This window comes from Brevundimonas guildfordensis (genome assembly GCF_014836405.1).
Lineage (GTDB): Bacteria > Pseudomonadota > Alphaproteobacteria > Caulobacterales > Caulobacteraceae > Brevundimonas > Brevundimonas guildfordensis.
The window spans coordinates 393,714-418,904 of the sequence record NZ_JACSQU010000001.1 but is presented as its reverse complement, the minus strand read 5'-3'; the positions used below and the strand labels follow the sequence as shown (position 1 = coordinate 418,904).

The following is a 25,191-nucleotide window of genomic DNA, read 5'->3' as shown; positions in this document are numbered from 1 at the left end:
CCCTATGGATGCTGCCTCTATGACCTCCCCTTCGTCGACCGTCGTCACCCGCTTCGCCCCCTCGCCCACAGGCTACCTGCATATCGGCGGGGCGAGAACCGCGTTATTCAACTGGCTGTACGCCAAGGGACGCGGCGGCAAGTTCCTGGTGCGCATCGAGGACACCGACCGCGAGCGTTCGACCGAAGAGGCGGTGAAGGCCATTTTCGACGGCCTGTCCTGGCTGGAGCTATTCGGCGACGAAGAGCCGGTCTTCCAGTTCGCCCGCGCCGACCGTCACCGCGAGGTGATCAATGAGCTGCTGGCGACGGGCCACGCCTATCGCGACTTCCTGACGGCGGACGAGACCACGGCCCTGCGCGACCAGGCCAAGGCCGAGGGCCGCGATTTCGTCTCGCCCTGGCGCGACCGCGAGCCCAGCGTCGACGATCTGGCCAAGCCGCACACGGTGCGCTTCCGCCGCCCCCTGGATCAGGCCGTCGCGGTCGAGGACGCCGTGCAGGGGACGGTGCGCTGGGAATCGGCGTCGCTGGACGATCTGGTCATCCTGCGTTCGGACGGAGCGCCGACCTATAACCTGGCCGTGGTGGTGGACGACCACGACATGGGCGTGACCCACGTCATCCGCGGCGACGACCACCTCAACAACGCCGCCCGTCAGAGCCTGATCTACGATGCGCTCGGCTGGACCCGGCCGACCTTCGCCCACATCCCGCTGATCCACGGTCCCGACGGCGCCAAGCTGTCCAAGCGCCACGGCGCGCAAGCCGTGCATGAATACGCCGCCATGGGCTACCTGCCCGAGGCCATGCGCAACTACCTGGCCCGTCTCGGCTGGGCGCACGGCGACGATGAACTGTTCAGCGACGAACAGGCGCTGGCCTGGTTCGATCTGGCAGGCGTCAACAAGGCGCCCGCCCGACTGGACTTCGACAAACTGGCTCACGTCAACGCCCACTGGCTGCGGCTGGCCGACGATGACCGTCTGGCCAAGCTGACGCTCGACGCCCACCTGGCGCGCGGCCGCACCCTGCAACCGGACGACGAACAGCGGCTCCTCAGGGCCATGCCTTTCGTCAAGGATCGCGCCAAGACCATCCCGGAGTTGGCGGATCAAACGGCATTCGTGTTGCAGGCGCGTCCGCTCGCGCTTAACGAGAAATCCGTGGGTATGCTGCAGGGCGAAAGCGGGCAGAGAATTTCACGACTGCGTGAGCGTCTGGCCCTATTCCAAAGCTGGGATGTCTTCGCTCTGGAGGCCGAACTTAAGGTTTTCGCCGAGGAAGAAGGCGTAGGCTTCGGAAAAATAGGGCCTTCCATGCGCGCCGCCTTGACGGGCGGCTCGACCTCGCCCGATATCGCACGAACTCTTTGCGCTCTCGGGCGTGACGAAAGTCTCGGACGCTTGGATGATGCGCTGCAACAGACTAAGTGATCTCCCATAACCAACTCAGGCCGACTGCCTCCCCGCGCCGGTCCAAGGAAGAACAAGGGGCCTAGATGACTGAACAAGCCAAACCCGCCGGCTCGGCGACCCTGTCCTATCAGGACACGACCGTAGAGCTCCCCGTCCTTTCCGGCTCGACCGGCCCGGACGTCATCGATATCCGCAAGCTGTACGGCGGCACCGGCGCCTTCACCTTCGACCCTGGCTTCACCTCCACCGCGGCCTGCGAATCGGCCCTGACCTACATTGACGGCGACGCTGGCGTTCTGTTGCACCGCGGCTATCCGATCGATCAGCTGGCCTCGAAGTCCAACTTCCTGGAAGTCTGCCATCTGCTGCTGCACGGCGAACTGCCGAACGCCGCCGAATACGAAGAGTTCGAGCAGTGCGTCACGCGGCACACCATGCTGCACGCCCAGTTTGACCGCTTCTTCGAGGGCTTCCGTCGCGACGCCCACCCGATGGCGATCATGGTCGGCACCGTCGGCGCCCTGTCGGCCTTCTATCACGACAGCCTGGACATCCATGATCCGGTGCAGCGCAACATCTCGGCCATCCGCCTGATCGCCAAGATGCCGACGATCGCGGCCCGCGCCTATAAGTACCACATCGGCCAGCCCTTCATCTCGCCGCGCAACGACCTGTCGTACGCCGAGAACTTCCTGCGCATGTGCTTCGCCGTTCCGGCGGAGGACTATCAGGTCGATCCGGCTCTGGTGCGCGCGATGGACCGCATTTTCATCCTGCACGCCGACCACGAGCAGAACGCCTCGACCTCGACCGTCCGCCTGGCCGGTTCGTCGGGCGCCAATCCGTTCGCCTGTATCGCCGCCGGCATCGCCTGCCTGTGGGGCCCGTCGCACGGCGGCGCCAACGAAGAGGCGCTGAACATGCTGAAGGAAATCGGCACTCCGGACCGCATCCCCGAGTTCATCGAGGGCGTGAAGGCGCGCAAGTACAAGCTGATGGGCTTCGGCCACCGCGTGTACAAGAACTACGATCCGCGCGCGAAGGTCATGCAGCAGTCGGCCTATGAAGTTCTGGCCGCCACGGGCCGCGAGAACGACCCGCTGTTCCAGGTCGCCAAGGAGCTGGAGGCGGTGGCCCTGCAGGACGAGTATTTCACCTCGCGCAAGCTGTTCCCGAACGTCGACTTCTATTCGGGCATCACCCTGTCGGCGATGGGCTTCCCGACCACCATGTTCACCGTGCTGTTCGCCCTGGCGCGCACCGTGGGCTGGATCGCCCAATGGCAGGAAATGATGGCCGATCCGTCGCAGAAGATCGGTCGCCCGCGTCAGCTGTACACCGGCCCGACCGAGCGCGATTACGTCCCGCTGGCCCAGCGCGGCTAAGCGATCGTAAAGCGATGCAATGCAGAAACGCCGGGGCGAAAGCTCCGGCGTTTTTTCTTGGCTTTGCGAAAGATCAAGACCCGGCCGCATCAGGCGCGCTAAGAGTCGAATTCTCCCAGTTCTTCTTCCTGAGGATCCGCCATGCAAGGCTATCTCGACGATATCGAACGGGCCACGCTCGACAACAATGACTACCGCCGCGTGCTCTACACCGGCTGCCATCTGCAACTGGTGCTGATGACGCTTCAGCCGGGGGAAGAGATCGGCGAAGAGGTCCACGAAGGCCACGACCAGTTCTTCCGCATCGAACAGGGCGAAGGACAGATCGTCATCGACGGGCAATCGCGCCCCGCCCAGGCCGAGTCCGGCATCATTGTTCCCGCCGGAGCCCGCCACAACCTGATCAACACCGGCTCAGAGCCGCTCAAGCTCTACACCCTCTATGGCCCGCCCGAGCATCGCCTCGACGTAGTTCATCCGACCAAGGCCGACGAAGCCGAGGAGCATTTCGACGGCAAGACCTCGGAGTAGGCTCAGCGACCGGCGCGTTCCCCCCATGCCGAGCGGGAGCGCGCCCTCTGCCTTGAACGCCGCCAGCGATTTCAGATGACGAACGGTCTGGCATGGTGAAGCCTGTCGAGAATCTTCGACCGGTTGAAAGACCGACTCGGCGTTGTGGCCATACTCAAGGGAGCTAAGCGATGGATTTCACCCTGACGGAGCGCGAGCGTTCGTTTCAGGCGCGGGTCCGGGCCTTCATGGCCGACAAGGTGCGCCCGCGCGTCGCCGCCGTGCACGCGGAGATCGCCGAAGGCGACCGTTGGACCGCCCCCCTGCCCTCGATCGAGACGCTGAAGGCCGAGGCGCGCGCCGCCGGACTGTGGAACCTGTTCATGCCGCCTGCCCCCCAGGGCATGGCCGAGGCGGACGACTTCGAATTCACCGGCGAGCGGCTGACCAACCTGGAATATGCTCTTTGCGCCGAAGAGATGGGCCGCATCGAATGGGCCAGCGAGGTCTTCAACTGTTCGGCGCCGGACACGGGCAATATGGAGGTGCTGCACCGCTACGGCTCGCCCGCTCAGAAGGCGCAGTGGCTGATTCCGTTGATGAATGGCGAGATCCGCTCAGCCTTCCTGATGACCGAACCGGCCGTCGCCTCGTCCGACGCCACCAACATCCAGACCCAGATCACGCGCGACGGCGACCATTACGTCATCAACGGCCGCAAATGGTGGTCATCCGGCGCGGGCGATCCGCGCTGCCGCGTCGCCATCGTCATGGGCAAGACCGACCCGGACGAGAAGACCTATCGCCAGCAGTCGATGATCCTGGTGCCGATGGATGCGCCCGGCGTGAAGATCGAGCGGTCTCTGCGCGTCTATGGCTATGACCACGCCCCGCACGGCCACATGGAGGTCAGCCTGACCGACGTGCGGGTGCCGGTCGAGAACATCCTGCTCGGCGAGGGGCGCGGCTTCGAGATCGCGCAAGGACGCCTGGGGCCCGGCCGCATCCACCACTGCATGCGCACCATCGGCGCCGCCGAAGAGGCGCTGGAGGCCATGACGCGCCGCCTGATGTCGCGCGTCGCCTTCGGCAAACGGATCGGCGACCATTCGGTCTGGGAAGAGCGCGTCGCCCGCGCCCGCATCGACATCGAGATGACGCGCCTGCTGTGCCTGAAGGCCGCCGACATGATGGACCGCGCAGGCAACAAGGCGGCCAAGGACGAGATCGCCATGATCAAGGTCCAGGCGCCGACGATGGCGCTGCGCATCATCGACGACGCCATTCAGGCCCACGGCGGCGGCGGCGTATCCCAGGACTTCGAACTGGCGGCGGCCTGGGCCAGCATCCGCACCCTGCGTCTCGCCGATGGCCCCGACGAGGTGCACGCCCGCGCCATCGCCCGGTCGGAGTTCGCCCGTCACGCCGAAGCGGCGCGATGAGCGATCTGGACGTCGCGCGTCTGGGACCATGGCTGGCGGGCGTCCTGCCCGCCGCGCCCGCCGATATCCGGCTGGAGAAATTTCCCGGCGGCCAGTCGAATCCGACCTATCGGATGACCGTCGACGGCCGGGACTATGTCCTGCGCCGTCGGCCTTTCGGCCCCCTGCTGGCCTCTGCCCATGCGGTCGAGCGCGAATATCGGCTGATCAGCGCCCTGCATCCGACCGGCTTTCCCGTGCCCGCGCCGCTAGCCCTGTGCCAGGACGACTCCATCATCGGCTCGACCTTCTATGTGATGGAGCTGGTCGAGGGCCGCACCTTCTGGAACGGCGCCCTGCCTGACCTGTCGCCGGATGAGCGCCGCACCGCCTATGAAGCCATGGTCGATACGCTGGCGCAGTTGCACAGTGTCGATCCGGTCGCCGTGGGACTGGAGGACTTCGGTCGCCCCGGCAATTATTTCGAGCGTCAGGTCGCCCGCTGGACCAAGCAGTATCGCGCCGCCCAGACCGACGACCTGCCCGAGGTCGAGCGCCTGATCGACTTCCTGCCCCGAACGGCGCCGCAACAGACGCGCACCGCCATCATCCACGGCGACTATCGCATCGACAATCTGATCTACGCGCCCAGTTCCATGACGGTCCGGGCCGTGCTGGACTGGGAACTCGCGACGCTGGGCGACCCGCTGGCGGATTTCGCCTATCTGGCCATGAACTGGATTCTGCCCGCCGACGGCCGCGCGGGCTTGAACGGTCTGGACCTTGAGACGGCAGGCATTCCGTCGCTGGCCGACATCGCCCGGCGGTATTGCGCCGCCACCGGCCGCGACGAGCTACCCGACCTCCACTGGCACTTCGCCTTCAACCTGTTCCGCCTGATCGGCATCGTCCAGGGAGTGAAGAAGCGGATGCTTTCAGGCAACGCGTCCAGCGCCAAGGCCGCCGACGCTGTGGCCATGCTGCCCGCGCTCACCACCGCGGCTTGGCGCGAAGCGCGCCTCGCGGGCGCGGCGAGTGAGGGGCCAGCCGTCGGCTAGGGCTCGGACCAGCCCAGCACGCGCAGGCGCGGCTCCGGCTTCTGCGCGCCCGAAAATACCAGACTGGCCCGCTTTTCTCCCTTGCCCGGCACATAATCGAGCGAGACATTGGAGCGTTCGTCGCCGAATTGCCCCTCGATATCCACAGCGGCCGCCGCCAGGTCGCCCTCGTTTACGACCACGACATCGACCACCCATCCGCCCGCCGAAGCACGAACATCATCGTTCCTGATCGTCAGGTTCGCAGGCAACGGTTTGGAAAAGGCCGCAGAAGCGAGAACGGCCACGGCCCCGAGCAGGACGATAGCCCCCGCCACGGCGCAGCAGGCCTGCACCCGGGACACGACGTTCCTATCCTTTGCCTCTTTCCCTCGGCGCGCCATGGTCACACCAGAAGCCGGGCTGCGGCCGCGCCTATCGACGCCGGAAAGGTCAGGATGACGACATTGGCGGCAAGCGACTGAACGCCGTGGCCGTCCGCTCCTCCGAACACCCACAGCATGGCCAGGCTGGAAAGCAGGCACAGGGCGTAACCCGGCAGAGTGAAATCGAGAAACGCCCGTAACGGCGTCTCCGCCTCTTCCTGCCCGGCAAAACCCGCTTCGAACACGATGAGGTGCAGCAGGACGACCGACACCGTCAGCACCCCCAGAGCGCCCAAGGGGGTGGTAAGATAGGCGATCAGGCGCATCTCCTCCGTCGGGGCCAGGTTCAGCGCGAAAAAGAGCGCTCCAGCGAGCATCAGGAACAGTTCTCCCGGATAGGAGGCCTGGTCTTCTTCGCCCTCGTTCGGATCGCCGGACAGCTGGCGTCGCGCCGCCAGGGCGCCGAGCGCGGCCGGCACCGCCTGCAAGGCGACCTGCCCCACAGCGGAGGCGGGCGAACTCCAGTCCAGCACATTGAACACCATCAAAAGCGCAGTGGCGGTGATAAAGCCCACGGCCAGAGCGACCAGGGTGTCCAACGCATTGTTCAGCAGGCCTCGTCGCGCCGAAAACCCGGCGTAGTGCGCCAGCCCGAAAAGAACCGGCAGCGACGCTAACAGGAAGACCAGACGCCGCACCGGCTCTGCAGCAAAGCCGAGCGCCCACATCTCCATGGTCATCAGCAGGGGCAAGCTGAACAGCAGCGCGCCGCCGAAGGCCCGGCCGAGATCCCGGACATATGCGCCGTCCGCCTTCGCGGTGTTCTGAAACGAGCTCATGCCCACGCAACGTCGCCGTCGAGCTTCGGCTCCCGCGTCACTGGCCGCCGCTATCTCGGAAGCGCCACTTCATGACCAGGACGGCCGACGCCATGACAAGAGCGCAGGCGTTGGCGAAAGTCACCGGCCACGCCTGGGTCATGACGCCGTAGATCGTCCAGAGGATGAAGCAGCTAACGGTCAAGGAGTAGGTCTTGAGGCTCACCGCCGACGCATCGCGCTCTTTCCAGATCTTATAGGCCTGCGGCGCAAAGCTGGTGATCGAGCAGAGCGCCGCCGCCGTGCCGATGATGTTCGCGAGCTGGTCGTCCATCACCGGCCAACGTCAGGCCCGCTTAGCTGTTCCGAAAGCGACCCTTTGTTCAGGCGCCGAACAGGCCGAGCCGGAATCCCAGACCAACCGCCGCGTAGAGCCCATAGACGAGCAGAAGAGCGCCTATGGACGCGGCGAACACTCGCGGCCCCCGCGCCAGGGCGGCGGAGAGGACAAGGCCGAAGTAGAGGGCCTGCGTCACCACCACTTCCCACAGCGGAGGTCGTTCGGTCGAGAGCACGAACACTCCTGTCATGGTCACCGCGCTTGCCGCGAAAACAAGCAGGAGGACGCGACGCTTGTTGCGCCAGAACCACTCGTCCAAATTCGGCCAAGCGTCCAGGTTGCTGGGAAAGACCATCGAAGCGGCGAAATAGTAGAGCGCCGCCACCAGCAAGCTGATCAGAACCGTATCGTAGCCGACCGTCAGCCGCTCGCGCATCTCCCAGACGTTTGTCCAGTAACTGGCGACATCCACCATGATGAAAAGAGCCAGCAGGAGGCTAAGCCACCCCACGCGAACCGCCTGCTCATCTTGTTTCTGATGCGTCTGACGCGCTTTCAACGCCCGGCTAAGGCCGCTGAGGATTTCGATCAGGACGAACCCCAGCAAAAGGCCGATCAGCGAAAAGAGGAAATCGAAACCGTTCATGGCGCCCCCGCCCGATGACGTTTTCACGGAACGCCGATCGATTCAAGCGGTCCTCAGGCGGCGCGAGTGGCGGTCAGTCGGGCTCATCCCAGGCGTCCAGAACTTCGTCGCACTCCGCCGTCTCGATCTGCTGGCCGAACCGGTCATGATAAAGACCCAGCAAGGCGTCGTGCGACTGATCAGACGAACTGCACAGGGCGTCGGCAACAACCACCACCCGAAAGCCCAGGTCCACCGCTCCAAGCACGGTCGCGAGCACGCACATGTCGGTCTCGGCTCCGGTCACGACCAGAGTGTCCACGTGACCCGCCGCCAGAGCGCTCGCCAAACCGGTATCGACCCACGCGGAATAATGCGCCTTGTCCAGCACCCTGGCGGGCGGGGTGAAGGTCTGAAGCTCGGGCAACAGCTCCACCTTGTCGTCCCCCAGGTTGTCGAGCGTGATCGACGACCATCGCTCCCAGTAGCGCCGCCACGTTCCCCGCCCCTCGCCCGGCGAGCGCGCGGGGATGAAACGGGTGAAACAGGTGCGCTCGGCCTTACGCTCGCACAGACGCACGACGACGGGCAGGACGCGCGGCATCCATGGCGTGCGCCAGGCCGTATCTTCCGCAAAGAGACGTTGCATGTCGACGCACAGATGGACCGCGTTGGCCGGGATGCGGCCGAAATGAATGCCGGAAGCCATGCTGGCGCAAACCTCAGACTTCCAAAGGCGGTTCCATTCGTCGGCCACGCAAGCGGCGGAACCCGACTTTCACCTGCGCCGTTTCCCTGCCCTGCTCAGGAACCCCGATACGATGTCCGATACCGTCGCCGAACCCGCCTTTGAACCGCCGCCCGAGGCGCAGGCCTTCTATGAGGAGGCGTTAGGCCTGCTGAAGGAATCGGGCGTGCCCTTTCTGCTGTCGGGGACCTACGCCGTCACCGCCTATACGGGCATCCGTCGCCCGACCAAGGACTTGGACGTCTTCTGCAAGCCTGGCGACTACCCCCGTATCCTGTCCTTCTTCCAGGCGCGCGGCTATCGCACCGACGTCGAGGACGAGCGCTGGATCGCCAAGGTCTGGAAAGACGAGAAGCACTTCTTTGACGTCATTTTCGCCATGTCGAACGGCACGATCGCCGTGTCTGACAGCTGGTTCGGTCCCGACCGCATCACTGTCTACGGCCATGAGGTGACGATCACCCCGCCGACGGCACTGATCCTGTCGAAGGTCTTCATTCAGGACCGCTATCGCTACGACGGCGCCGACGTGAACCACGTCATCCTGAAACAGGCGGACGCCATCGACTGGAAGTCGCTGCTGGATCAGATGGACCTCTATTGGGAGGTGTTGATGGCGCACTTGCTCAACTTCCGCTTCGCCTATCCGACCGAGCGCAGCCTGGTGCCGGGTTGGCTGATGACCGAACTGATCGGCCGCCTGCAGGCCCAGGTCGATTTGCCGCCGCCGCGCGTGAAGGTGTGCCGCGGCCGCCTCTTTAGCCCGCGCGACTACATCGCCGACATTTCCGAGTGGGGCTTCGGCGACGTCGTGGGCAAAGGCCTGGAGGAACGTCATGACCCCGTCGCCTGACCGGCCCGGAACCGCCCCGCCGCTCGCCGAAGCCCAGACTCCACAGCCGGGCATGGAGGCAGGCCCGAAGAAGAAGCTGCGCGTGGCCGCCGTTGGCGACCTGCACGTTGGCGAAACCTCGCACCGCGCCTATCGCGACCTGTTCGACCGCGTGCATGAGGACGCGGACGTGCTGTGCCTGTGCGGCGACCTGGTCAACTTCGGCAAGACGGTTGAGGTCGAGAACCTTCTTGAGGACCTGCGCGCATGCCGCATTCCCATGGTCGGCGTTCTGGGCAATCACGAGCACGAATGCGGCCAGCCGCAGGAAGTCACCCGCATGCTGAGCGAAGCCGGGGTCAAGATGTTGTCCGGCGAAGCCTATGAGATCGACGGCGTCGGTTTCGCCGGCGGCAAGGGATTCGTGGGGGGCTTCGGCCGCTACATGCTCAGTTCCTTCGGCGAGGCCTCGATCAAGACCTTCGTCAATGAGGCCGTCGAAGACGCCAACATCATCGAAAACTCAATCCGCACTCTGCGCACAGAGCGAAGCGTGGTGCTGCTCCACTACGCTCCAGTGGTGGACACCGTGATCGGCGAGCCGCCGGAGATCCATGCCTTCCTCGGCTCGTCGCGGCTGGGCGAGGTGGTCGATCGCTATGAGAACGTGAAGCTGGTCCTGCATGGTCACGCCCATCGCGGGGCGCCCGAAGGCCGCACGGCGCGCGGCGTTCCGGTCTACAACGTCGCCCTGCCCGTGCTGCGGACATTGGGCGACACCCCGTATCGCGTGTTCGAGGTCTGACCCGTCTAAGCGATCCCCGCGCCGCCGGTGACGCCCCAGACCTCGCCTGTGACAAAGCTGGCCTCCTGGGACGCCAGCAACACATAGATCGGCGCGATCTCGACCGGCTGGCCCGGACGACCAAAGGCGCTATGCGCCCCGAACGTCTCGACCTTTTCCTGGGGCTGGCCGCCGCTGGGTTGCAGCACTGTCCAGAATGGTCCGGGCGCCACGGCGTTCACTCGCACGCCCTTGTCGATCAGTTGCTTCGCCAGGGCCTTTGTGTAGGTGACGATCCCGCCCTTCGTTGTGGCGTAGTCCAAGAGGATGTCCGAAGGCTCATAGGCCTGGATCGACGCCGTGGTGATCACCGCCGCGCCAGGCGGCAAATGCGGCGCCGCGGCCTGACATAGCCAATGCATGGCATAAAGGTTTGTCTTCATGGTCGCGTCGAAATCCTCGGTCGAAACCGCGCCCACATCGTCACGAAACTGCTGGCGGCCAGCGTTGACGACCAGGATGTCCAGCCCCCCGAAGGCTTCGAGCGTACGCTCCACCATAGTCGCATTCCAGGCCTCGCCGCGCACGTCGCCGGGCAAGGCCAAAGCCTTGACGCCTTCAGCTTCGATCAAGGCGATCACCTCGCGCGCATCGGCCTCCTCGGCGGGCAGATAGGAGATCGCAACGTCGGCGCCTTCGCGGGCGTACGCGATGGCCACCGCGCGGCCGATGCCGGAATCACCCCCGGTGATCAGGGCGCGTCGCCCCTTCAGTCGCCCGTGGCCGCGATAGGTATCTTCCCCGTGGTCGGGCTGCGGCTCCATCCTGGCGACCAAGCCGGGGGCCGATTGGGGCTGCCGGGGAAAGGGCGGTCGCGGATATTGATCGCGTGGGTCCTGCATGGTCAGGCGGTCGGGCATGACGGCTCCTCTGAACGACTGAAGGTCGCCATTCTAAGTCATGCCCGTCGCGGGCGTTCCCGGCGCGAGGATGGAACGGCGCGATCGGAAGCGACGTTTCCGGCAAAGCCAGAGCCGGAGGCAGCCATGTCCGACCCCGTCGCCCCGCCCCCTGCAGGCCCCGAGCCGCGCAAGGGCATGCCGAGCCCCGAACTGGATCGGGCGACCTTTGAGGCGCGCTTTCGCAGCCGCTTCGCTGACCCCGCCTTCGACCCTCTACGAGAGGAGATCGATCGCTTGGCCGCTACAGCCTGGGACGGCTATATCTCCGGCCGCAAATCGCCTCTGACACGCGTCGCCGGCCAGGGCTTCGCTGATCCGGATTACGAGCTGGCGCTAGACTGGCTGGACGCTCAGGCCGCGGTGCGCGCCGCCCAGGCCCGCCACGAAGATGCGTCGGCGCCCTTGCACATACTCATCATCAACGCCTCCAGCCGTTCGGAGCACACCTGTCCCGGCGAAATGTCCAAGAGCTGGCGCCTGGCCAAGATCGCGCGTGAGGTCGTGGAGGATCATGTCGGCGTGGAGACGGAGATCCTCGATCTGTCGCGGCTCGCGTCGGAATACGGGCGCGAGATTCACCCCTGTAAAGCCTGCTTCTCGACGGCGGCGGCTCTCTGTCACTGGCCGTGCAGTTGCTACCCAAACTACAGCCTGGGCCAGGTCCACGACTGGATGAACGAGATCTATCCCATGTGGGTGCGGGCGCACGGCGTCCTGATCGTCACTCCGGTCAATTGGTACCATGCCTCCAGTCCCTTCAAGCTGATGATGGACCGGATGGTCTGCGCTGATGGCGGCAATCCCGACCCCACGTCGACGCAGGGCAAGACAGTCTCCATGGCCAAGGCCCTTGAGCTGGCGGATTGGCCCTACCCTCGCCACCTGGCCGGTCGGCGCTTTGCTCTGGTCGTCCACGGCGACGTGGAAGGGGCCGAGAACGTGCGTCGATCGCTGTCGGACTGGCTCGTTTCGATGAAGTTGTCACCGGCCGGCGCGGACGCGGAGATCGACCGCTACATCGGCTATTGGGAGCCCTACGCGACCAGTCACGAAGCCCTGGACCGTGATCAAGCCGTCCAGGACGAGGTGCGTTTGGCGGCGAAAGAGTTGGTTCGCGCCGTCATCGCGGCCCGCGAAGACGGCGGCGGCGCTGGGCAACCCCCTGCTCGAGCGCCCCGAGAGAAATAGGCGAGCCACCGGCGCCGTATGGAACGCGCCGCGCGCCTTTCGCTTCTGCCTGAAGCACGAAAGGAAATGCCTTGCCGCTCGCCCACAAAGACAAGCCGCCCATTCTGCAGCGCCCGCGGCGGTTGCTTATGGTCGTCGCCGCTCTCCTGGCGCTGCTGCTCATCGTCTATTTGGCGACCGCCGCCACCGGCTTCCTGCGCACGCAGAGCAAGGTTCCCGATCCCCAGATGACCGGGAGCGAAGCGCCGCTGGAGCGCGCCATGTAGCAGCGGCCAAACTTGACCGTTTGGAACGGGCTCGCGCCTAGCTGCTTAACCTCCTGTCACAGGGAGGAACTAATGACTGAGCATCGCTTACGATTACGCCATCCCGTTGCCCAGGGAGGCGGCCATGCGCTTCTATGAGGTAGTTGTCGGCAGCGACAGCGGGCCGCAGAGGCATCTGCGCGTGGCTTCGCCCACCGATGCCCAAGCCGCCGACGCCGCAGCCCCATTGATGCGTGCGCATGAAGCCATTCTGTCCATTCGAGAAAGCCCTGACGACGGGTTGCAGCAGGCCGACGCGCCGCCGCCCAAGACCCAGGCTGAAGAGATGGCCTCCGGCACCCCCGGCATGGCCGCAAAATCCTGAAAACCTATCCGAGGAAAACCAGATGATGTTCAAGCAAACCGTCTCGATCCTGGCTGTATCGACCGCCGCCCTGACACTTGCCGCCTGCAACCAGCAGCAAGGCTCCGAAGCCATAGACAAGGCTCAGGACGCCGTTTCGGAGCCGGTCGGCCAGACCTCAGCCGCAACCATGGGCGCCAACATGGTCAGCGCGTATGTGCCTAACGCCGCCATGGGCGACATGTACGAGATTCAGGCGGCGGACATCGCCCTCGAGCGCTCGCAGAACGCTCAGGTCAAGGAGCTGGCCCAGATGATCAAAACCGATCACACGGCCGCTTCCACGGCGCTGAAAACGGCCGCAGCCCAGGCGGCGCCGGACACGACCGTGCCGATGGAGCTGGATCAGCGCCGCAAAGGGCTGATCGATAACCTTCGCTCCGCCTCGGCGGCGAACTTCGACAAGACCTACATCGACCAGCAGGTCGCCGCGCACGAGGAAGCCGTGACTCTGCATCGTGGCTTCTCGAACAACACGGATGTTCCCGCCCTGGCCGAACACGCCCGTACGGTCCTGCCCAAGATCGAGGCCCACCTGGAGCGCGCAAAGCAACTGCAATCCAGCATGGCCTAAAGCCAACGGGCATCCACCACTGATCAGGGGTCGGACGACAGTCCGCTCCTGCTTTATGCGGCGGGCCCCGGCGCAGCGTCCTGTTCAGATTTGAACGAGCCGAAACGCGCCGGCGCGCTCTCCGCTTCAAAAGCTCCCCTCTCGTTTTTAGGAGTTCTCCATGGCTGAGAAAACGTTGCAGACACTGTTCCACGACACCCTGCGCGATATCTATTACGCCGAGCGCAAGATCCTGAAGTCCCTCCCCAAGATGGCGCGAGCGGCACAGTCTCCCGACCTCAAGGCGGCGTTCGAGAAGCACCGCGAGCAGACTGAAGGGCAGATCGAGCGCCTGCAGAAGGTGTTCGAGATCATCGACAAGCCCGCTCGCGGCAAGACGTGCGACGCCATCGAAGGCATTCTCGCCGAAGGCGATGAAATCGCCGAGGAATACAAGGATACGCCAGCGCTCGACGCCGGTCTGCTGGCCGCCGCGCAGGCGGTCGAGCATTATGAGATCACCCGCTACGGCACCCTCAAGCGTTGGGCCGAGGTGCTGGGCCTGAAGGACGCCGTCAAACTGCTGGACGAGACGCTCAAGGAAGAAAGCCAGACGGACGAGGATCTCACGGCCATCGCCGACGCCGCCGTCAACGCCGAAGCCTTGCATCCCGCCGCCTGAGCCAGCCCGGCCCTGCTGCCTCGCCAGCGGCGGGGTCGGCGCGCTTGGTCAGGGAGGAGCGGGCGCTTGCTCACGCTGCCCCGCTCTGGCGAAGACTGCCTAGTCGGCGATGGATGGTAGGCGGCGACGGGTTCGAACCGCCGACCCCCTCGGTGTAAACGAGGTGCTCTGACCAGCTGAGCTAGCCGCCCGCATCATTCGACTCAATGTCGAGGACAGGCTTCATGCCCTGTGGCGGTCAGCCGTTCAAGGCGCTTTTCAAGCCTTCCCCAGGCCGAAAGCGCGCGGTGCGAGAGGCGGGCCGGGCGATCTCCTGGCCGGTCTGGGGGTTGCGCGCCACGCCCGCCTTGCGCTCAGCCGCGACGAAGCTGCCGAAGCCGACCAGGCGAACCACGCGTCCCTCGACAAGCGAAGCCGTCACCTGATCGGTGAAGGCCTCAAGCGCCAGCTTGGCCTGGTCGCGGCTGATCCCCGCCGCCTGCGCCATGCGGCCGATCAGTTCAGTCTTGGTCACGTCGAAAGCCCCCTCGCGAACGAAGGCGGAACTTAAGCGGCTATCCGGGCGCAGGTCAAAAAAGAAGCGGCTCAGGTGTCCCTGAGCCGCTTCTCATCACTCTCTAGTCAAGGCCCGCATCAGTGGCTGATGCTGGCCCCCTCGCCTGCTGCGGGCGCGGGCGGCGTCGGGTTCATCGGCTCGGTCGCCTCGTCCCATTCGACGGGGGTCGGCGTGCCGGTCAGGGCCCACTTCAGCGCTTCGTCGGCGGTGGAGATCGGCACGATCTCGAGGGCCGCCTTGACGTTTTCCGGCACCTCCTCGAGGTCTTTCTCGTTCTCCTGCGGGATCAGCACGGTCTTCACGCCCGAACGCAGGGCCGCCAGCAGCTTCTCCTTCAGGCCGCCGATGGCCGTCACCCGGCCGCGCAGAGTGATCTCGCCGGTCATGGCGATGTCCTTGCGGATCGGAATGCCGGTCAGAACCGAGACCATGGCCACCGTCATGGCCACGCCGGCCGAGGGGCCGTCCTTGGGCGTTGCGCCGTCCGGCACGTGGACGTGGATATCGGTCTTCTCGAACACGGGCGGCTTGACGCCGATGCTCAGCGCGCGGCTACGGACATAGGACGCCGCCGCCGAGATAGACTCCTTCATGACCTCCTTCAGGTTGCCGGTCACGGTCATGCGGCCGCGGCCCGGCATCTTCAGGGCCTCGATGGTCAGGATGTCGCCCCCGAACTCGGTCCAGGCCAGGCCGGTGACGATGCCGACCTGATCTTCCGCGTCCGTCTCGCCATAGCGGAACTTCTTCACGCCCGCGTATTCGGCCAGCTTGGCCGCATCAACGGTGATCGAGGCGGCGTTGGTCTTGGCCATCTCGCGCACCGCCTTGCGGGCCAGTCCGCCCAGGGCGCGTTCCAGCGAACGCACGCCCGCTTCGCGCGTGTAGTAGCGGATCAGGTCGCGGATCGTCTCGTCGGGGACGATCAGCTCGCCCTCCTTCAGGCCGTGGTCCTTGAGCTGCTTGGGCAGGACGTGGCGACGGGCGATCTCGACCTTCTCATCCTCGGTGTAGCCGGAGACCCGGATGATCTCCATGCGGTCCAGCAGGGGCTGGGGCATGTTCAGGCTGTTGGCCGTGGTGACGAACATCACCGGCGACAGGTCGTAGTCGACCTCCAGATAGTGGTCGCCGAAGGTCGAGTTCTGGGCCGGGTCCAGCACTTCCAGCAGCGCCGAGGACGGGTCGCCGCGCCAGTCGGCGCCCAGCTTGTCGATCTCGTCCAGCAGGACGAAGGCGTTGGTGGTCTTAGCCTTCTTCATCGACTGGATGATCTTGCCGGGCATGGAGCCGATGTAGGTCCGGCGGTGGCCGCGGATCTCGGCCTCGTCGCGCACGCCGCCCAGCGACATACGGACGTATTCACGCCCCGTCGCCTTGGCGATGGACTGGGCCAGCGAGGTCTTGCCGACGCCGGGAGGGCCGACGAGGCACAGGATCGGCCCCTTCAGGCTGCCGGTGCGCGCCTGGACGGCCAGATACTCGATGATCCGTTCCTTGACCTTCTCCAGGCCGTAGTGATCCTCTTCGAGGATGTCCTCGGCCTTCTGCAGGTCGATGGGCTTGGGCCGGGTCTTGGACCACGGGATCGACAGCAGCCAGTCGAGGTAGTTCCGCACCACGGTCGATTCCGCCGACATCGGCGACATGTTGCGCAGCTTCTTCAGCTCCGCCTCGGCCTTGGTGCGGGCCTCCTTGGACAGGCGCGTCTTCTTGATGCGCTTTTCCAGCTCCAGCAGCTCGTCACGCGCGTCGTCGGTCTCGCCCAGCTCGCGCTGGATCGCCTTCATCTGCTCGTTCAGATAATATTCGCGCTGGGTCTTCTCCATCTGCCGCTTCACGCGGCTGCGGATTTTCTTCTCGACCTGAAGGACGCTGATCTCGCCTTCCATCATGCCGTAGACCTTCTCCAGCCGCGCCGGGATGACGACGGTTTCGAGCAAGGCCTGCTTGTCGGCGATCTTGACCGACAGATGGGCGGCGACCGAGTCCGCCAGCTTGGACGGATCGGTGATCTGGGGAATAGCGCTGAGGGCCTCGGGCGGGACCTTCTTGTTGAGCTTCACATAGTTTTCGAACTGCTCGATCACGGCGCGCAGCAGGGCTTCGCTCTGCGACGGATCGCCGGCTTCGTCGTCGATCTCGACGGCCTCGGCTTCGTAGTAGTCCTCACGGTCGGTGAAACGGGTCAGGCGCGCGCGCGATTTGCCCTCGACCAGCACCTTCACGGTGCCATCCGGCAGCTTCAGCAGTTGCAGCACCGTCGCCAGCACGCCGGTCGGATAGATGGCGTCCGTCGCCGGGTCGTCGTCGACCGAGTTCATCTGGGTGGCGAGCAGGATCTGCTTCTCGCCCTTCATGATCTCGTCGAGGGCGCGCACGGACTTCTCGCGCCCGACAAACAGCGGCACGACCATGTGCGGAAAGACGACGATGTCTCTCAACGGCAGGACAGGGAGGATTTTGCTCTCGGTCATGATGCGTACTTTCCGGGGCCTTCGTGAATCTCCGGCCCGCCGAACCGGTCTGATTTGGCGCTACTGCCTCTTCTTCCCGACTCGACCCGCTGTTTTCAGCGGCTTTCGTGTGAGTATGTGGTTCTGTCTGGACGCGGTTCAAGCGTGGCGGGCCGGCGGCCCACAGAAGCGTGAAAAAGCGTGTGATTTCAGGCCGGCTCTCGACACGCCCTGAAACGATGAAGGGGCGGCCCGTGGCGAGCCGCCCCTTTTTCACTGAGATCAGGCCTCGGCGTCAGGCGGCGCCGTCGGCCGTCTTCTTCTTGGTTTCCGAATAGATCAACAGCGGCTGAGCCTTGCCCTCGATCACCTCGGCGTTGACCACGACCTCTTCGACGCCCTCATAGGTGGGCAACTCGAACATGGTCTCCAGCAGCACGCCCTCCAGAATGGAGCGCAGGCCGCGGGCGCCCGTCTTGCGGGTGATCGCCTTCTTGGCCACCGCCGACAGGGCGTCGTCGGTGAAGGTCAGCGTCACGTTCTCCATCTCGAACAGGCGCTTGTACTGCTTGACCAGGGCGTTCTTCGGCTCGGTCAGGATGGTGATCAGCGCCGCCTCGTCGAGGTCCTCCAGCGTCGCCAGAACAGGCAGACGACCGATGAACTCAGGGATCAGGCCGAAGCGCATCAGGTCGTCAGGCTCGACCTGCTTGAGGATTTCGCCGGTGCGACGCTCGTCGATCTCCTTGACCTTGGCGCCGAAGCCGATCGAGGCCCCCTCGCCGCGCGCCGAGATCACCTTCTCCAGGCCGGCGAAGGCGCCGCCGACGATGAACAGGATGTTGGCGGTGTCGACCTGCAGGAACTCCTGCTGCGGATGCTTGCGCCCGCCTTGCGGCGGCACGGAGGCGACGGTGCCTTCCATGATCTTCAGCAGGGCTTGCTGCACGCCTTCGCCCGACACGTCGCGGGTGATCGACGGGTTGTCCGACTTACGCGAAATCTTATCAATCTCGTCGATGTAGACGATGCCGCGCTGGGCGCGCTCGACGTTGTAGTCCGACGCCTGCAGCAGCTTCAGGATGATGTTCTCGACGTCTTCACCGACATAACCGGCTTCGGTCAGGGTCGTGGCGTCGGCCATGGTGAACGGCACGTCGATGATGCGCGCCAGCGTCTGGGCCAGCAGCGTCTTGCCCGAGCCGGTCGGCCCGATCAGCATGATGTTCGACTTGGCCAGTTCGACGTCGTTGTTCTTCGTCGCGTGGTTCAGGCGCTTGTAGTGGTTGTGAACGGCGACGCTCAGCACCTTCTTGGCGTGGCTCTGACCGATCACATAATCGTCTAGGACGTCGCGGATCTCCTTGGGCGTAGGCACGCCGTCCTTGGAGGTCTTGAAGGCGATCTTGTGCTCTTCGCGGATGATGTCCATGCACAGTTCGACGCATTCATCGCAGATGAAGACGGTCGGTCCGGCGATCAGTTTGCGGACTTCGTGCTGGCTCTTGCCGCAGAACGAGCAGTAGAGCGTGCTTTTGGCGTCTGTGCCGGCGGCTTTGGTCATAGACCCTTCTCACTATCCGCGATCCGCCCCGACATTGAGACGAAAAGCGCTTCCTTCGCGATCGATCCAGGGAATCTATCATCGAAGGTCTTCAAAAAATGACAATCACCCATCACACGTTCCGCCACAACCCCGTTGCGGCGCGGCAACGCGCTTCGGGGAACGGACAGGACAGATAATATGGGGATCACGGCTAATGTCTGACATGGGAAGCGGAAAAGCCTTTCACCAGTCCCCTGCCCCCGGACAACCCATCGTCGCCTTCGATTTCGACGGCACCCTGACGATTCGCGACAGCTTCACCAGCTTCCTGAAGTGGCGGGCCGGGCCGGTGCGCTGGCTGATCGGTCTGGCGCAGATGATCCCGGCGGTCTTCGCCTACCTGGGCGACCGCGACCGGGGCCGGATCAAGGTCGCCTCGGTGCGCGAGTTCCTGATGGGCGCCGACCGCAAGGCGCTGGAGGCGGACGCCGAACGCTTCGCCGCAGAAATCTGGCCGCGCTTCATGCGGCCGGACGCGCTGGCGACCTGGGAGGACTGGGGGCGTCGCGGCGCGCACCGGGTCATCGTCACCGCCTCGCCTGAGACAACCGTCGCCCCCTTCGCCCGCAGGCTGGGCGCCGAGAACCTGATCGGCACACGGTTGGCCTTCGACGCCCAGGATCGCGTGGCCGGCAGCTTTCTCGGCGGCAACTGCCGGGGCGAAGAGAAGATGAGCCGCCTGCGCGCCGTCTACGGCGACGACATGACGTTGGCCGCCGCCTATGGCGACACCTCGGGCGACGCCGAGATGATCGCGGCGGCCGCCGAAAAGGGCTACCGCGTCTTCACTGGCCGTCCATGATCGCTAACCGAGCATCCGTTGGGTCGTGTCATCCTTCCAGATGAAGCGGTGGACCAGCACCATCAGGATATGGCCCGCAATCGCGGCCAGCAGCACCCAGGCCAGCAGGCCGTGGGCGGCGTTGGCCGGGGCTGTCATCCACGGAACCTCAGCCCAGCCCCCGTCAATCAGGCGCACGCCGAACACATCCAGCGGCTTGCCCGACCCATACTGCCGCAGCAGGGCCAGCGCCGGCACGATCAGCATCAGGGCGTAGAGCGCCAGATGCCCGACCTTGGCGGCCCGTCCCCAGAAGCCGCCGCCATGCGCCGGACGCGTCTTCATGTTGTAGAGCCCCCACAGCGCGCGCAGCACGATCAGGCTCAGCAGGATGACGCCGATCCCCTTGTGCGTGCCGACCCAGAAGGCGGTGATCGGCGCCTTGCCGACGATCAGCTTGATCGCCATGCCCGTGAACTGCCACGCCAGCAGCAGGGCCATCGCCCAATGCAGGGCGCGCGTGACGGCGCCATATCGAAATCCGTCGTCTCTCCACTGCGTCGCCATGCGTCCCCCTCCCGCTGATACCGAGTCTCAAACATGATTCGAGGCGGGATCCGTCGCCGAATCCCGCCTCGCAAATTGTCGCAGCCGAAAGCCATCTAAGGTTTAGGGAGCCTTGACGCCGTCGTCGTCGGCCTGGGTGCGCTTGTCATAGACGTGGTCGACGATGCCCCAGGCCTTGGCTTCCTCGGCCGTCATGAAGTGGTCGCGGTCCAGGGTGCGCTCGACCTCTTCATAGGTGCGGCCGGTGTGCTGGACGTAGATTTCGTTGAGGCGGCGCTTGGTGGCGATGATGTCCTCGGCGTGGCGCTCGATGTCCGAGGCCGTGCCGCGGAAGCCGCCCGACGGCTGGTGCACCATGACCCGCGCGTTCGGCAGGGCGACGCGCTGGCCCGCTTCGCCGGCCGTCAGGATCAGCGAGCCGGCCGAGGCGGCCATGCCCATGACCACGGTCGATACCGGCGACTTGATGTATTGCATGGTGTCGTAGATCGCGAGCGCCGAGGTCACCTGACCGCCGGGGCTGTTGATGTACATGCTGATCTCCTTCTTCGGGTTCTCCGATTCCAGGAACAGCAGCTGGGCGCAGATCAGCGAGGCCATGCCGTCCTCGAACGGCCCGGTCAGGAAGATGATCCGCTCGCGCAGCAAGCGCGAGAAAATGTCGAAGGAGCGCTCGCCGCGGCTGGATTGCTCCACCACCATCGGCACCAGGTTGTTGGAGATGTAGTCGATCGGATCGCGCATGAAGGCCTTCTCGAATTCAGGAGGGTCGCACGACTCATAGAACGCGCGCCTGTCTTCTACGATATCGCGTCGCTGGCCCGCCGGCGCAAGGCTCCCTCGCGCGCGACTTTACTGGCGCTGCGCGCTGCGCTCCGCCCGTCGCAGGTCGCGCACGATCGAAGAGGCATGATTGTATCGGTCGATGCGCTCCGGAAACGCCCCGTATAGCGAAGCGAGGTAGGCCTTGTCCCAGCCCGACAGACCCTCGTCCCTGCCCGTTTCATGGAAAAGATTCAGCACTGTATCGAACCGACCCGTGCCGCCCTCGGGATCAACCTGCGCCAGGGCCACCATCGCCAGATAGTCCCCCAGCAGCGGGAGCTCGGCACCCTCGACCTTGGCGATATCGACGATGACGATCACCTTGCTCAACACGTCCGTGATGGGGCGGCCCTTGTTCGCCAATCCCTCGCCCGGGACGGAAATCGGGCCGGTGTCGCCGGGCATCCGGATGGCCCGCTGCCCTGATGTGCCGATGACCGGCATGCTGACGTGCCACCAGCGTACCGGCCAGTCGCCGTTCTGGAAGGCGTCCCGCGCTTTCTGGCCGCGGTCCAGTTGACTGCTCCAGCGCACGCGGAACGCTTCGGCGTCACGGGCCACGAGTCCTCGAGCCATTCCGGGGGCGTCATCCGTAAAGACAATGATGACGTTGGGCGCACAACCGGGCTCTCGTATGCGGACGTCATAGGTGCTCGCCACGGTGGCGATGTGATCGATCAACGGGCGCGCAATGCTTTCGGACAGGTTGGCGACGCCGATACAGACCGGCCCGCGCCATCGCGCCAGACCGCGCTTGGGCGGCGGCGCCGCCAGTTCCGCAACGAAGGCCTCAGCCTCGTCCTGCAAACGTCGGCCGGATACGACGACATCCTCGACCCGGACGGGGTCGTCTTGCACCGGCGGCAGACCAGCGGCCTGCACCGGAGTGTTGGATATCAGACCTGACAACATCAGCGCCGCGAGGCTCAGCATAGTCGTCTCCACAACGAAAACTGACCAAACGTCGATACCCTATCGCCACCACTCAGATATGAGAAGAGGGGCGGCCCATGCGGACCGCCCCTCATTCAGTATCGGCGAGGAAGAGAGGCTTACGCCTCGTCTTCTTCCTTCATCAGCTCTTCCTTGCTGATGGCTTCGTCCTTCACTTCGGCGACCGAGACGATCAGGTCGACGACCTTCTCTTCATAGATCGGCGCGCGCAGCTGGGCGGCGGCGTTCGGGTTCTGGCGGTAGAAGTCCAGAACCATCTTCTCCTGGCCCGGGTAGTTGCGGGCTTCGGCCATGATGGCGTTCGACAGTTCCTGATCCGTCACGCCGACGTTGTTGGCGCGGCCGATTTCAGCCAGGACCAGGCCCAGGCGCACGCGGCGCTCGGCGATCTTCTTGTACTCGGCCTTCAGTTCGTCTTCCGACTTCTTGGCGTCGTCTTCCGGCAGCTGGCCGGCGTCCTTGTCAGCCGACACCTGGGCCCAGATGCCTTCGAACTCGGCATCGACCATCTTCGGCGGCAGGGCGAAGTCGTGGCCTTCATCCAGCACGTCCAGCAGGGCGCGCTTCAGCTTGAAGCGGGTTGCGCCGGCGTACTGCTGGTTCAGGTTGGACTTCAGCAGTTCCTTCAGCTGGTCCAGCGACTCCAGGCCGATGCGCGTGGCGAACTCGTCGTCGATCTTGGACTCGACCTCGGCCTTGATGGCCTTGACGGTGACGTCGAAGGTCGCGGCCTTACCGGCCAGGTGCTTGGCCTGGTAGTCTTCCGGGAAGGTCACTTCGATGGTCTTTTCTTCACCGACCTTGGCGCCCTTCAGCTGCTCTTCGAAGCCGGGGATGAAGCGGCCCGAGCCGATCACCAGGTCAGCGTCGGTGGCGGCGCCGCCGTCGAAGGCTTCGCCGTCGATCTTGCCGACGAAGTCGATGGTCAGTTGGTCGCCGTCGGCGGCCTTGACCGTCTTGCCCTTCTTGTCCTCGTAGGACTTGGCCTGCGAGGCCAGTTCCTTGAGCGCCTCGTCCAGGTCCTCTTCCGAGGCCTCATAGGTCGGGCGGGTCAGCTTCAGGGTCTTGGGGTCGACCGGGGTGAATTCCGGCATGACTTCCAGCGACATTTCATAGGCCAGGTCTTCCTGACCGGCGATGACCTTGTCCATGTCGGAGGTCAGGTTCATCTCGGCCGGCGCGGCCGGACGCAGCTTCAGCTCTTCCAGAGCGCCCTGGCTGGTCTCGTTCAGCGAGGCGTTGATGATTTCGCCCATGAAGTCACGGCCGAAGGTCTTCTTGACGTACGAGGCCGGCACCTTGCCCGGACGGAAGCCTTTCAGCTTCATCTGGGGGGCCACTTCCTTGATGCGGGCTTCGAGCTTTTCATTCAGCTCGGCGACGGGAATGGTCACCGCAATCACGCGGCTGAGGCCTTCGTTCGACTTTTCGACGACTTGCATGGTCGGATATCTGACGCTCTGTGGCGACGCCGCAAAGGCGCGCGGTGGATAAAGCAACAGGGCCGCCCCTTTCGGGAGCGGCGCCTCGGAGCCCGCCCTTATGTCGAGAAGGGGCTGAAACGTCAACGCAACGCGGTTCCTTTGTGGTCATCGGGCCGCTATCTGATGACGCATGAGCCAGTCGTCAGCCGCTTCAGCAGCCCCCATCGGCGTCTTCGTCACGCCCGTCACCCCGCTTCAGCAGAACTGCACCACCGTCTGGTGCACGCAGACGAAGAAGGCCGCCGTCATCGATCCCGGCGGCTCGGTCGACGCCATTCTGGGCGAGGTTGCGCGCCGCGGACTGACGCTTGACGCCATCTGGATCACCCACGGCCACCTGGACCACGCCGGCGCCGCCGCCGAAATGCAGGAGAAGACCGGCCTCGACATCGTCGGCCCGCACCTTGAGGACCAGTTCTGGATCGACCTAATTCCCACCCAGGGACAGAAATACGGCCTGCCCGAGGCCCGGACCTTCACCCCTACGTGCTGGCTGGCCGACGGCGACGTGCTGACGCTGGGGGAAACGACCTGGGAAGTCTTCCACTGTCCCGGCCACACGCCCGGCCATGTGATCTTCTTCAACCGTCAGGCCCGCTTCGCCCAGGTCGGCGACGTCCTGTTCCAGGGTTCGGTCGGGCGCACTGATTTCCCGCGCAGTGATCACCAGGCCCTGCTGACGGCCATCACCACCAAGCTGTGGCCCCTCGGCGACGACGTGACCTTCGTCCCGGGCCACGGGCCGCATTCAACCTTCGGGGCCGAGCGGCGCAGCAATCCGTTTGTGTCCGACCGGGCGATGCAGGCGGCGCCGATGGCGCGGCCTGCATCCGGCCCAGCCTGACCGCCTATCGCGCGGCCAGGAGGCCGATCAGAACGCCGATCCCGAGCGCATAGAGCGTCATGCGCATCGGTTCGTCGCGAATCGCATCGCAAGCCTCCGCACCGTGGCGGCGCGCCCACTCTCGCACCTCCGTCGCGTCCTCCCGCACAGCCTGACGCAGGGGCCGCGGCCGTGCGCCTGCGGCCAGAATCTCGTCGGCGGTTCCCTGAAGACGATCGCCAAGAGTTGAACGCTCTTCAGTGATGTCCTCCGGCGAGGGCGCGCCGTCGGTATTGGCTAGAGGGTCGTTGGACATGGACATGAACTGAGCTCCTGAATGCTGCACTCCGAGCTTCGATGAACCCGCCGGAATCCGCAGGGTTCCTTTGACCTCGGTGTGCGTCCGCTCGCCGTCGAACGGGGTTTTAAACCTTTCGCGGAACCTCCGCGCCGGGGTCGGGTTCTCTCTCGCAAGCGCCACCGTCTACGAAAGGAACATCCGAAATGGCCGAAGGTCAGCCCACTCGCGGCTCCGGTGTTTCCAAGCGAGGCTTCGCCTCCATGGACCCGGAACGTCAGCGCGAAATCGCCCGCAAGGGCGGCGCCAGCGTCCCCAGCGAGAAGCGCAGCTTCTCTCAGGATCGCTCCCTAGCAGCCCAAGCTGGGCGGAAGGGCGGCGAAGCCTCTCATGGGGCCCGCAACAAAGCCGCTCAGGATCCGGCGACGCCGAAGCGCTGATTCAACGATAAAGGTTCAGAACTCAAACGACGGCGCGGGAAACC

At 65.0% G+C, this 25,191-nt stretch carries 29 protein-coding genes and 1 tRNA gene; 15 read left to right on the top strand and 15 right to left on the bottom strand.

Annotation, left to right across the window (positions count from 1 at the left end):
- Positions 1 to 19: 19 nt before the first annotated feature.
- The 5 genes from gltX (at position 20) to H9656_RS01995 (ending at position 5,791) form a co-directional block, all read left to right on the top strand.
- Positions 20 to 1,435, top strand: a complete 1,416-nt coding sequence (gltX, locus tag H9656_RS02015) for a glutamate--tRNA ligase (RefSeq protein ID WP_191742607.1) — start codon at positions 20 to 22, stop codon at positions 1,433 to 1,435.
- Positions 1,436 to 1,500: 65 nt separating this feature from the next.
- Positions 1,501 to 2,802 (top strand): citrate synthase, encoded by a 1,302-nt coding sequence (gene gltA, locus H9656_RS02010; protein WP_191742606.1) that lies wholly within the window; start codon positions 1,501 to 1,503, stop codon positions 2,800 to 2,802.
- 141 nt (positions 2,803 to 2,943) lie between these two features.
- Complete coding sequence (locus H9656_RS02005) at positions 2,944 to 3,333, top strand: cupin domain-containing protein (protein WP_191742605.1); 390 nt, start codon at positions 2,944 to 2,946, stop codon at positions 3,331 to 3,333.
- A gap of 170 nt (positions 3,334 to 3,503) precedes the next feature.
- Positions 3,504 to 4,754, top strand: coding sequence for an acyl-CoA dehydrogenase family protein (locus H9656_RS02000; protein ID WP_191742604.1), 1,251 nt, complete (start codon positions 3,504 to 3,506; stop codon positions 4,752 to 4,754).
- Positions 4,751 to 5,791: a phosphotransferase family protein gene (locus H9656_RS01995; protein WP_191742603.1), complete on the top strand. Its 1,041-nt coding sequence runs from the start codon at positions 4,751 to 4,753 to the stop codon at positions 5,789 to 5,791. Before H9656_RS02000 ends, H9656_RS01995 begins: the two co-directional genes overlap by 4 nt.
- Here H9656_RS01995 and H9656_RS01990 read toward each other — a convergent pair.
- The 5 genes from H9656_RS01990 to H9656_RS01970 form a co-directional block, all read right to left on the bottom strand.
- Positions 5,788 to 6,135, bottom strand: a complete 348-nt coding sequence (locus tag H9656_RS01990) for a hypothetical protein (RefSeq protein ID WP_191742602.1) — start codon at positions 6,133 to 6,135, stop codon at positions 5,788 to 5,790. The genes H9656_RS01995 and H9656_RS01990 overlap by 4 nt on opposite strands.
- 41 nt (positions 6,136 to 6,176) lie before the next feature.
- Complete coding sequence (locus H9656_RS01985) at positions 6,177 to 6,995, bottom strand: TIGR02587 family membrane protein (protein WP_225212311.1); 819 nt, start codon at positions 6,993 to 6,995, stop codon at positions 6,177 to 6,179.
- A 37-nt stretch (positions 6,996 to 7,032) separates the two neighbouring features.
- Positions 7,033 to 7,308, bottom strand: coding sequence for a SemiSWEET family sugar transporter (locus H9656_RS01980; RefSeq protein ID WP_191742600.1), 276 nt, complete (start codon positions 7,306 to 7,308; stop codon positions 7,033 to 7,035).
- 49 nt (positions 7,309 to 7,357) lie between these two features.
- Positions 7,358 to 7,960 (bottom strand): hypothetical protein, encoded by a 603-nt coding sequence (locus H9656_RS01975; RefSeq protein WP_191742599.1) that lies wholly within the window; start codon positions 7,958 to 7,960, stop codon positions 7,358 to 7,360.
- Positions 7,961 to 8,033: 73 nt separating this feature from the next.
- Positions 8,034 to 8,648, bottom strand: coding sequence for a cysteine hydrolase family protein (locus tag H9656_RS01970; protein WP_191742598.1), 615 nt, complete (start codon positions 8,646 to 8,648; stop codon positions 8,034 to 8,036).
- A 112-nt stretch (positions 8,649 to 8,760) separates the two neighbouring features.
- Here H9656_RS01970 and H9656_RS01965 point away from each other — a divergent pair, with 112 nt between their 5' ends.
- Entirely contained in the window at positions 8,761 to 9,540 is a 780-nt protein-coding gene (locus H9656_RS01965) for a nucleotidyltransferase family protein (protein ID WP_191742597.1), read from the top strand.
- Positions 9,524 to 10,324 (top strand): metallophosphoesterase family protein, encoded by an 801-nt coding sequence (locus H9656_RS01960; protein WP_225212190.1) that lies wholly within the window; start codon positions 9,524 to 9,526, stop codon positions 10,322 to 10,324. The genes H9656_RS01965 and H9656_RS01960 overlap by 17 nt, the downstream gene beginning before the upstream one ends.
- A 5-nt stretch (positions 10,325 to 10,329) precedes the next feature.
- Here H9656_RS01960 and H9656_RS01955 read toward each other — a convergent pair whose 3' ends face one another.
- On the bottom strand, positions 10,330 to 11,223 hold the full coding sequence (locus tag H9656_RS01955; RefSeq protein WP_191742596.1) for an SDR family oxidoreductase: 894 nt from the start codon (positions 11,221 to 11,223) through the stop codon (positions 10,330 to 10,332).
- A gap of 126 nt (positions 11,224 to 11,349) precedes the next feature.
- Here H9656_RS01955 and H9656_RS01950 point away from each other — a divergent pair, with 126 nt between their 5' ends.
- The 5 genes from H9656_RS01950 (at position 11,350) to H9656_RS01930 (ending at position 14,357) form a co-directional block, all read left to right on the top strand.
- A complete protein-coding gene (locus tag H9656_RS01950; protein WP_191742595.1) occupies positions 11,350 to 12,453 on the top strand; it encodes a flavodoxin family protein in 1,104 nt (367 codons plus the stop codon).
- Positions 12,454 to 12,524: 71 nt separating this feature from the next.
- Positions 12,525 to 12,719 carry a hypothetical protein gene (locus tag H9656_RS01945; protein ID WP_191742594.1) on the top strand — a complete coding sequence of 65 codons (195 nt, stop codon included), beginning with the start codon at positions 12,525 to 12,527 and terminating at the stop codon, positions 12,717 to 12,719.
- 124 nt (positions 12,720 to 12,843) lie between these two features.
- On the top strand, positions 12,844 to 13,083 hold the full coding sequence (locus tag H9656_RS01940; RefSeq protein WP_191742593.1) for a hypothetical protein: 240 nt from the start codon (positions 12,844 to 12,846) through the stop codon (positions 13,081 to 13,083).
- 22 nt (positions 13,084 to 13,105) lie between these two features.
- On the top strand, positions 13,106 to 13,696 hold the full coding sequence (locus H9656_RS01935) for a DUF4142 domain-containing protein (RefSeq protein WP_191742592.1): 591 nt from the start codon (positions 13,106 to 13,108) through the stop codon (positions 13,694 to 13,696).
- Positions 13,697 to 13,856: 160 nt separating this feature from the next.
- A complete protein-coding gene (locus H9656_RS01930; RefSeq protein WP_191742591.1) occupies positions 13,857 to 14,357 on the top strand; it encodes a YciE/YciF ferroxidase family protein in 501 nt (166 codons plus the stop codon).
- A 114-nt stretch (positions 14,358 to 14,471) separates the two neighbouring features.
- On the opposite strand, the gene H9656_RS01925 is transcribed toward H9656_RS01930, so the two are convergent.
- From H9656_RS01925 to clpX, 4 genes are all read right to left on the bottom strand, one after another.
- Positions 14,472 to 14,548, bottom strand: a tRNA-Val gene (locus H9656_RS01925).
- Positions 14,549 to 14,595: 47 nt separating this feature from the next.
- A complete protein-coding gene (locus H9656_RS01920) occupies positions 14,596 to 14,871 on the bottom strand; it encodes an HU family DNA-binding protein (RefSeq protein WP_003170215.1) in 276 nt (91 codons plus the stop codon).
- 119 nt (positions 14,872 to 14,990) lie between these two features.
- Complete coding sequence (gene lon, locus H9656_RS01915) at positions 14,991 to 17,390, bottom strand: endopeptidase La (protein ID WP_191742590.1); 2,400 nt, start codon at positions 17,388 to 17,390, stop codon at positions 14,991 to 14,993.
- A gap of 274 nt (positions 17,391 to 17,664) precedes the next feature.
- Positions 17,665 to 18,933 carry an ATP-dependent Clp protease ATP-binding subunit ClpX gene (clpX, locus tag H9656_RS01910; RefSeq protein ID WP_191742589.1) on the bottom strand — a complete coding sequence of 423 codons (1,269 nt, stop codon included), beginning with the start codon at positions 18,931 to 18,933 and terminating at the stop codon, positions 17,665 to 17,667.
- A gap of 196 nt (positions 18,934 to 19,129) precedes the next feature.
- Here clpX and H9656_RS01905 point away from each other — a divergent pair, with 196 nt between their 5' ends.
- The gene (locus H9656_RS01905; RefSeq protein ID WP_191742588.1) at positions 19,130 to 19,777 is read left to right on the top strand and encodes an HAD-IB family hydrolase; all 648 of its coding nucleotides are present in this window, start codon (positions 19,130 to 19,132) and stop codon (positions 19,775 to 19,777) included.
- Positions 19,778 to 19,780: 3 nt separating this feature from the next.
- On the opposite strand, the gene H9656_RS01900 is transcribed toward H9656_RS01905, so the two are convergent.
- From H9656_RS01900 to tig, 4 genes are all read right to left on the bottom strand, one after another.
- Positions 19,781 to 20,323: a cytochrome b gene (locus H9656_RS01900; protein ID WP_191742587.1), complete on the bottom strand. Its 543-nt coding sequence runs from the start codon at positions 20,321 to 20,323 to the stop codon at positions 19,781 to 19,783.
- A gap of 102 nt (positions 20,324 to 20,425) precedes the next feature.
- Positions 20,426 to 21,067 carry an ATP-dependent Clp protease proteolytic subunit gene (locus tag H9656_RS01895; RefSeq protein ID WP_024354168.1) on the bottom strand — a complete coding sequence of 214 codons (642 nt, stop codon included), beginning with the start codon at positions 21,065 to 21,067 and terminating at the stop codon, positions 20,426 to 20,428.
- Positions 21,068 to 21,175: 108 nt separating this feature from the next.
- Complete coding sequence (locus H9656_RS01890) at positions 21,176 to 22,081, bottom strand: hypothetical protein (protein ID WP_191742586.1); 906 nt, start codon at positions 22,079 to 22,081, stop codon at positions 21,176 to 21,178.
- Between the two features lie 119 nt (positions 22,082 to 22,200).
- Entirely contained in the window at positions 22,201 to 23,544 is a 1,344-nt protein-coding gene (tig, locus tag H9656_RS01885; protein ID WP_191742585.1) for a trigger factor, read from the bottom strand.
- A 172-nt stretch (positions 23,545 to 23,716) separates the two neighbouring features.
- Here tig and H9656_RS01880 point away from each other — a divergent pair, with 172 nt between their 5' ends.
- On the top strand, positions 23,717 to 24,430 hold the full coding sequence (locus H9656_RS01880; protein WP_225212189.1) for an MBL fold metallo-hydrolase: 714 nt from the start codon (positions 23,717 to 23,719) through the stop codon (positions 24,428 to 24,430).
- A 4-nt stretch (positions 24,431 to 24,434) separates the two neighbouring features.
- Here H9656_RS01880 and H9656_RS01875 read toward each other — a convergent pair whose 3' ends face one another.
- Positions 24,435 to 24,731, bottom strand: coding sequence for a hypothetical protein (locus H9656_RS01875; protein ID WP_191742584.1), 297 nt, complete (start codon positions 24,729 to 24,731; stop codon positions 24,435 to 24,437).
- Positions 24,732 to 24,913: 182 nt separating this feature from the next.
- Here H9656_RS01875 and H9656_RS01870 point away from each other — a divergent pair, with 182 nt between their 5' ends.
- Complete coding sequence (locus H9656_RS01870) at positions 24,914 to 25,147, top strand: con-10 family general stress protein (RefSeq protein WP_029673451.1); 234 nt, start codon at positions 24,914 to 24,916, stop codon at positions 25,145 to 25,147.
- Positions 25,148 to 25,191: the final 44 nt, after the last annotated feature.